At 64.4% G+C, this 7,500-nt stretch carries 5 protein-coding genes, 2 rRNA genes and 1 pseudogene (1 of these 8 only partly in view); 4 read left to right on the plus strand and 4 right to left on the minus strand.

Annotation, left to right across the window (positions count from 1 at the left end):
- Both ACXNSR_RS18155 and ACXNSR_RS18160 read right to left on the minus strand, forming a co-directional pair.
- Positions 1-422, minus strand: partial view of an Imm21 family immunity protein gene (locus ACXNSR_RS18155; protein WP_458643030.1) — the 5' portion only. The gene continues 100 nt to the left of window position 1, outside the view; 422 of the gene's 522 nt are visible here — the first part of the coding sequence; the start codon lies at positions 420-422; its stop codon lies beyond the left edge, outside the window.
- A gap of 28 nt (positions 423-450) precedes the next feature.
- On the minus strand, positions 451-1,401 hold the full coding sequence (locus ACXNSR_RS18160) for a quinone oxidoreductase family protein (protein WP_458643031.1): 951 nt from the start codon (positions 1,399-1,401) through the stop codon (positions 451-453).
- A gap of 92 nt (positions 1,402-1,493) precedes the next feature.
- On the opposite strand from ACXNSR_RS18160, the gene ACXNSR_RS18165 reads away from it, so the two are divergent.
- The 4 genes and pseudogenes from ACXNSR_RS18165 to ACXNSR_RS18180 all read left to right on the plus strand — a co-directional run bounded on the left by ACXNSR_RS18165 (position 1,494) and on the right by ACXNSR_RS18180 (position 3,958).
- Positions 1,494-1,925 carry a MarR family winged helix-turn-helix transcriptional regulator gene (locus tag ACXNSR_RS18165; protein WP_458643032.1) on the plus strand — a complete coding sequence of 144 codons (432 nt, stop codon included), beginning with the start codon at positions 1,494-1,496 and terminating at the stop codon, positions 1,923-1,925.
- A gap of 18 nt (positions 1,926-1,943) precedes the next feature.
- A pseudogene (locus ACXNSR_RS18170) lies at positions 1,944-2,151 on the plus strand (leucine zipper domain-containing protein); the annotation flags it as partial.
- 542 nt (positions 2,152-2,693) lie between these two features.
- Positions 2,694-3,215: a putative immunity protein gene (locus ACXNSR_RS18175; RefSeq protein WP_458643033.1), complete on the plus strand. Its 522-nt coding sequence runs from the start codon at positions 2,694-2,696 to the stop codon at positions 3,213-3,215.
- 146 nt (positions 3,216-3,361) lie between these two features.
- Positions 3,362-3,958: a Uma2 family endonuclease gene (locus ACXNSR_RS18180; protein WP_051880834.1), complete on the plus strand. Its 597-nt coding sequence runs from the start codon at positions 3,362-3,364 to the stop codon at positions 3,956-3,958.
- Between the two features lie 98 nt (positions 3,959-4,056).
- On the opposite strand, the gene rrf is transcribed toward ACXNSR_RS18180, so the two are convergent.
- Positions 4,057-4,173: ribosomal RNA gene (rrf, locus tag ACXNSR_RS18185) — 5S ribosomal RNA — on the minus strand.
- 77 nt (positions 4,174-4,250) lie between these two features.
- Positions 4,251-7,374 (minus strand): 23S ribosomal RNA (locus ACXNSR_RS18190).
- Positions 7,375-7,500 lie beyond the last annotated feature (126 nt).

The raw sequence follows: 7,500 nt of genomic DNA on the forward strand, positions 1-7,500 counted from the left end.
AGATCCACCCGCGCGTGGTTGTCGGGCTCCACCTCGGAGCCGGGCCAGGCGGAGTCGAACAGCACGACCGGTCCCGGCACGTCCCAGACCTGTCCCTCCTCCCAGGCGGCATCCGCCAACGCCGCCCCGACGCTGCCCAGCAGTTCGGCTTCCGACTCGGCCGCCAGCCATCGCACGAAGACCCCGTGCTCCGGGAGGAACACCGTGGACGAGGGCTCGTCCCCCAGTACCAACGCGTGCGACGGACCCACCGCGAGCAGTCCGGCGTAGCCGGCGACCGCGCAGGCCCGGTCGTAGTCGGATTCCGGGCCGTCGCTGTCCGCCCCCTCCCACCGGGTCAGTACGTCGGCCGGCACCGCCACCAGCGGCCCCCCGCCGGACTCCACCCAGTCGACCAGTCCTGGATCCGCATATCTCGCCATGCCACGACAGTAGAGGCCGGCTCCCCGCTCAGGGGACCAGGACGACCTTGCCGAGGTTCCTGCGCTCCTCGATGAGCGCGTGGGCCCTGGCGGCCTCGGCGAGGGGGATCTCCTCGTGCACGGCCGTACGCAAGGTGCCCGCGGCATGGAGCTGCCACAGCTCGCGCAGCCAGCGCTCGTACAGTGCGGGCTTGCCCGTAGCGATGGCCCGCATCTGGAAGCCGATCAACGAGGCGCCGCGGAGCAGGAGTTCGTACGCCTCCACCGTGCCGCCGCCGGAGCTGAAGGCCACCAGGCGGCCGCCCGTCGCCAGGGCCCGTACGGCGGGTCCCAGCAGATCGCCGCCGACCCCGTCGAGGATCACGTCGTACGGGCCGCCCCAGTCGGCATCCCCGTACAGGACGACCTCGTCGGCGCCCAGGCCGCGGACGAAGTCCGCCTTGTCGGCACTGCTGACGGCCGCGACGACGCGTCCCGCCCCGCCGGCCTTCGCGTACTGCAGGGCGAGCGTCCCCACGGCGCTGGCCGCCGCCGTCACCAGGACCGACTCGCCGGGCTCCGCGCGCCCGGCCTCGTGCACACCGCGGGCGACCAGCCCGCTGCGGACCAGCGCGACCGCTTCCACGGCGCCGACCCCGGCCGGGATCCGTGAGGTCATGGCGGTGCTGAGTACCGCGTACTCGGCGTAGGCATCGGCGAAGCACAGCCCGGTGACGCGCTCCCCGGGCGTGAAGCCGGTGACACCGGTGACGCCCGGGCCGGTGGCGACGACGGTCCCCGCCACCTCGCCGCCGAACGAGACGGGCTCACTGCCCTCCCGCACCTCACGCACCTCACGCACCTTGCGCACGGTCGGCAGGGTCACGCCGACCGCCTCGACCCGGATCAGCAGCTCTCCGGCGCCCGCCTCGGGTACTTCTGCCTCCTCGGCGAACAGCACTTCCGGCCCACCGCCCACCTGATGGCGCACGCGCAGCACAGGACCTCCCCGACCTCGAGCCTTTTCATTGGATTCCCCAACGATATCTCGGAATCATGGGAGCACCCAATGAATTTCGCTAGGGTGTGACCATGACTTCGGCCCTGCAGCACATCCAGTCCCTGCCCTCCTGGCTCGTCGGCCGCGTCGCGGCTCGCGGCCGCGAGCTGGTCACGGCGGCGATCGCCGCGGAGGGGCTGAAGCTCATGCACCACGCGGTGCTGGCGGCCACCGCCGAGTACGGGCCCGTCGCCCAGGCCGACCTGGGCCGCCGGCTCGCCGTCGACCCCAAGGACATGGTCGGCATGCTCAACCACCTCCAGGAGGCTGGCCTCGTACTGCGCGCCCCGGACCCCGACGACCGCCGCAAGAACGCCGTCACCGTCACCCCCGAAGGGACCGCCGTACTCGCCCGCTGCGCGGCTCTCGCCGAAGCGGCGAACGCCGAGTTCCTCGCCCCGCTCGACCCGGCCGAGCGGGAGCTCCTGATGTCCCTGCTGACCCGCCTCCACGAAGCCCCCTAGGTCTGCTGGGTTCTTGAAATGGGTGAGGGCCTCCGTAGTGCCCCGCTGACCGAGACCGGGCGCCTTCGTCTGGCCCGTTGTGTCGTGGACGACGGCTGGCCGGTACGGCGGGCCGCGGAACGTTTCCAGGTCAGCCATACCACGGCGGCCCGCTGGGCCGGTCGCTACCGGCGGATCCGCATCGCCGGAATGGGTGACCGCTCCAGCCGCCCCCACCACCAGCCACGAAGGACCTCTGCCGAGATCGAGGTCGAGGTCGAGGTCGAGACGCAGGTGCTCCGCCTTCGACGGGAACCTCGCATCGGCACGTTACGACTGTCCGCCCGATGCGGCATCGCGCCCTCGACCGCCCGCCGCATCCTCCCCCGGCACGGCCAACCGCCCCCGGCCTTCCTGGACCGGTCCACCGGCGAGCTGGTCCACATCGACGTCAAGAAACACCTGGCGCCAGACCTGCCGTGAGCTGGGTATCAGCCCATGCTGGATTCGGCCCTGGCGGCCGCAGACCAACGGCAAGTGCTCGAGGAATGGGCCTACCAAAAGCCCTACACCTCAGACCGTGAACGGATGGAAGCGTTCACCGACTGGCTGCACTGGTAGCGCCAGGGCCGAGGGGAAGCCTCGCAAAGCGGAGCGGCCCCCGCGTACTGGACGCACTCGGGAGGCCCGACAACGCGGCGAGGTGCGGTGCCGGGCAGCGCGGGCCCGGCAAGATCCGAAAGAGACGGCCCAGGCCCACCGGCCGCCGAACCCGCGCATGATGGGCGCATGGACGAGGTGACCATCAGCCAAGAAGACCGCCGACAACTCGCATTCTGGGCCGCCGATTGTGTCGAGCGGTCCCTCCCCCTGTTCGAGGCGAAGGCTCCCGCCGACGCCCGCCCTCGCGAGGCGATCGAAGGCATACGGGCCTTCGCACGCGAGGACGCCCGGCGGACCGCGAAACTGCGCGCCCTCGCGTGGGCGGCCCACGCGGCCGCTCGCGAGGTCGACGACCCGGCGGCCACGGCCGCCGCCCGCGCCGCGAGCCACGCAGCGGCGACACCGTACATCCACCCGCTGGCCACCCCGCACCAGTCGAAGCACGTACTGGGGCCCGCCGTGTACGGGGCACTCGCCCGCGAGCACGCGGCGGGCGATGCCGCGGGCGCCGACGAGGAGATCCGATGGGCGATCGAGCACGCCCCATCGGAGGTCCGCGCACTGCTGCGCCGGATGCCCGCTCGCACCCCTGGTCGCAGCCGGCTGGACACGCTCTACTACGAACTCGACGCCGCCCTCCGCGGCTGAGTGACGGCGTGACGGCGTGACGGCGTGACGGCCGGACCTTTCACCGGCTGCTCCTCCACCAGGCCGGGCCGGACGCGCGGGCCGAGGCCAATCCCTCACCACTACCGGGCTGGATAGTCTGGTCGAGCACCCACCAGGAGGAAATCATGGGCGACCTCACCCCCGAGCAGATGCGCCGCATGCACGACTTCGCGGAGCAGCTCGCGGAACTGGCCGAGCACCAGGAGGACCAGTGGAAGGTGCAGACCACCGACGGTCAGATCTTCCTCACGATGATGAGCCCGACGGCTCCTCACGGGCTCAACGTGGTACGTCTGCGCCGCCAGATCGAGGCACAGACACCGGAGGTCATGGCCCTCAACGACACGAACATGGGCGACCCTCAGACAGGCCTCACCAAGGTCCCCGACCTCATGGTCATCGCGGAGGAGGACACCGATGACACGGCGAAGGTCGTCAACTCCCGCGATGTACTGATGGTGGTGGAGGTCGTCTCCCGCACGAACTCCCTCACCGACATCCGCGACAAGCTCCACGACTACCCCCGGATGGGGGTTCCCCTGTACGTCGTCGTGGACCCCCGCAAGGACAAGCGGACCGTCACCGTGCACAGCGACTCCTCGGCAGGGCCCGACGGCATCCGATTCCGCAAGACGGTCCCCTACGCCTTCGGGGACGTCGTCACCGCCGGCCGCTGGACCCTGGACACGAGCACTCTCAAGAGCTATCCCGCCGACTGGTGACACAAGGGCCCCGGTCGGCGCGATGCGATCGTGCGCGATCGGGCCCTGAACGCAGAAAAGCCCCGCACCATAAGGTGCGGGGCTTTCCCACAATGATTGTTCGGCGGCGTCCTACTCTCCCACAGGGTCCCCCCTGCAGTACCATCGGCGCTGAAAGGCTTAGCTTCCGGGTTCGGAATGTAACCGGGCGTTTCCCTAACGCTATGACCACCGAAACACTATGAAATTTAGAACGCTGGTGTTTTCACAGCTGTTCGTTATTTCAGAACTAACACAGTGGACGCGAGCAACTGAGGACAAGCCCTCGGCCTATTAGTACCAGTCAGCTTCACCCGTTACCGGGCTTCCACATCTGGCCTATCAACCCAGTCGTCTACTGGGAGCCTTACCCTCTCAAGGAGGTGGGAATACTCATCTTGAAGCAGGCTTCCCGCTTAGATGCTTTCAGCGGTTATCCCTCCCGAACGTAGCCAACCAGCCATGCCCTTGGCAGGACAACTGGCACACCAGAGGTTCGTCCGTCCCGGTCCTCTCGTACTAGGGACAGCCCTTCTCAATATTCCTACGCGCACAGCGGATAGGGACCGAACTGTCTCACGACGTTCTAAACCCAGCTCGCGTACCGCTTTAATGGGCGAACAGCCCAACCCTTGGGACCGACTCCAGCCCCAGGATGCGACGAGCCGACATCGAGGTGCCAAACCATCCCGTCGATATGGACTCTTGGGGAAGATCAGCCTGTTATCCCCGGGGTACCTTTTATCCGTTGAGCGACGGCGCTTCCACAAGCCACCGCCGGATCACTAGTCCCGACTTTCGTCCCTGCTCGACCCGTCGGTCTCACAGTCAAGCTCCCTTGTGCACTTACACTCAACACCTGATTGCCAACCAGGCTGAGGGAACCTTTGGGCGCCTCCGTTACCCTTTGGGAGGCAACCGCCCCAGTTAAACTACCCATCAGACACTGTCCCTGATCCGGATCACGGACCGAGGTTAGACATCCAGCACGACCAGAGTGGTATTTCAACGGCGACTCCACAACCACTGGCGTGGCTGCTTCAAAGTCTCCCACCTATCCTACACAAGCCGAACCGAACACCAATATCAAACTGTAGTAAAGGTCCCGGGGTCTTTCCGTCCTGCTGCGCGAAACGAGCATCTTTACTCGTAGTGCAATTTCACCGGGCCTATGGTTGAGACAGTCGAGAAGTCGTTACGCCATTCGTGCAGGTCGGAACTTACCCGACAAGGAATTTCGCTACCTTAGGATGGTTATAGTTACCACCGCCGTTTACTGGCGCTTAAGTTCTCAGCTTCGCAACCCCGAAAGGTCACTAACCGGTCCCCTTAACGTTCCAGCACCGGGCAGGCGTCAGTCCGTATACATCGCCTTACGGCTTCGCACGGACCTGTGTTTTTAGTAAACAGTCGCTTCTCGCTGGTCTCTGCGGCCACCCCCAGCTCACGGAGCAAGTCCGATCACCAGTGATGGCCCCCCTTCTCCCGAAGTTACGGGGGCATTTTGCCGAGTTCCTTAACCATAGTTCACCCGAACGCCTCGGTATTCTCTACCTGACCACCTGAGTCGGTTTAGGGTACGGGCCGCCATGAAACTCGCTAGAGGCTTTTCTCGACAGCATAGGATCATCCACTTCACCACAATCGGCTCGGCATCAGGTCTCAGCCTTATATGAGGGACGGATTTGCCTACCCCTCGGCCTACACCCTTACCCCGGGACAACCACCGCCCGGGCTGGACTACCTTCCTGCGTCACCCCATCGCTTACCTACTACAAGTCTGGTTCGTCGGCTCCACCACTTTCCTTTCCCCGAAGGGTCCGGAACGGCTTCACGGACTTAGCATCGCCTGATTCGATATTGGGCGTTTCAAAGCGGGTACCGGAATATCAACCGGTTGTCCATCGACTACGCCTGTCGGCCTCGCCTTAGGTCCCGACTTACCCTGGGCAGATCAGCTTGACCCAGGAACCCTTAGTCAATCGGCGCACACGTTTCTCACGTGTGTATCGCTACTCATGCCTGCATTCTCACTCGTGAACCGTCCACAACTAGCTTCCGCTGCTGCTTCACCCGGCACACGACGCTCCCCTACCCATCACAGCGGGCGTTGGCCCTATTGCTGCAATGACACGACTTCGGCGGTACGCTTGAGCCCCGCTACATTGTCGGCGCGGAATCACTTGACCAGTGAGCTATTACGCACTCTTTCAAGGGTGGCTGCTTCTAAGCCAACCTCCTGGTTGTCTCTGCGACTCCACATCCTTTCCCACTTAGCGTACGCTTAGGGGCCTTAGTCGATGCTCTGGGCTGTTTCCCTCTCGACCATGGAGCTTATCCCCCACAGTCTCACTGCCGTGCTCTCACTTACCGGCATTCGGAGTTTGGCTAAGGTCAGTAACCCGGTAGGGCCCATCGCCTATCCAGTGCTCTACCTCCGGCAAGAAACACACGACGCTGCACCTAAATGCATTTCGGGGAGAACCAGCTATCACGGAGTTTGATTGGCCTTTCACCCCTAACCACAGGTCATCCCCCAGGTTTTCAACCCTGGTGGGTTCGGTCCTCCACGAAGTCTTACCTCCGCTTCAACCTGCCCATGGCTAGATCACTCCGCTTCGGGTCTAGAGCGTGCAACTCAATCGCCCTGTTCGGACTCGCTTTCGCTACGGCTTCCCCACACGGGTTAACCTCGCTACACACCGCTAACTCGCAGGCTCATTCTTCAAAAGGCACGCAGTCACGACCCATTGGGTAAACCCAATGAGCGACGCTCCCACGGCTTGTAGGCACACGGTTTCAGGTACTATTTCACTCCGCTCCCGCGGTACTTTTCACCATTCCCTCACGGTACTATCCGCTATCGGTCACCAGGGAATATTTAGGCTTAGCGGGTGGTCCCGCCAGATTCACACGGGATTTCTCGGGCCCCGTGCTACTTGGGAGATGAGCAAGCAAGCCGCTGATGTTTCGTCTACGGGGGTCTTACCCTCTACGCCGGACCTTTCGCATGTCCTTCGACTACATCAACGGTTTCTGACTCGCCCAGCCGCCGGCAGACGACTGAAGCTCATTCCCACAACCCCGCATGCGCAACCCCTGCCGGGTATCACACGCATACGGTTTGGCCTCATCCGGTTTCGCTCGCCACTACTCCCGGAATCACGGTTGTTTTCTCTTCCTGAGGGTACTGAGATGTTTCACTTCCCCTCGTTCCCTCCACACTGCCTATGTGTTCAGCAGTGGGTGACAGCCCATGACGACTGCCGGGTTTCCCCATTCGGACACCCCCGGATCAAAGCTCAGTTGGCAGCTCCCCGGGGCCTATCGCGGCCTCTCACGTCCTTCATCGGTTCCTGGTGCCAAGGCATCCACCGTGCGCCCTTAAAAACTTGGCCACAGATGCTCGCGTCCACTGTGTAGTTCTCAAACAACGACCAGCCACCCATCACCCCACCAGACAAGCTGGCGAGTTCACTGGGGCCGACACTGAAGATCTCAACCTTACGGCCGTACCTTCAGGA

It is taken from the genome of Streptomyces sp. NC-S4 (assembly GCF_054353315.1).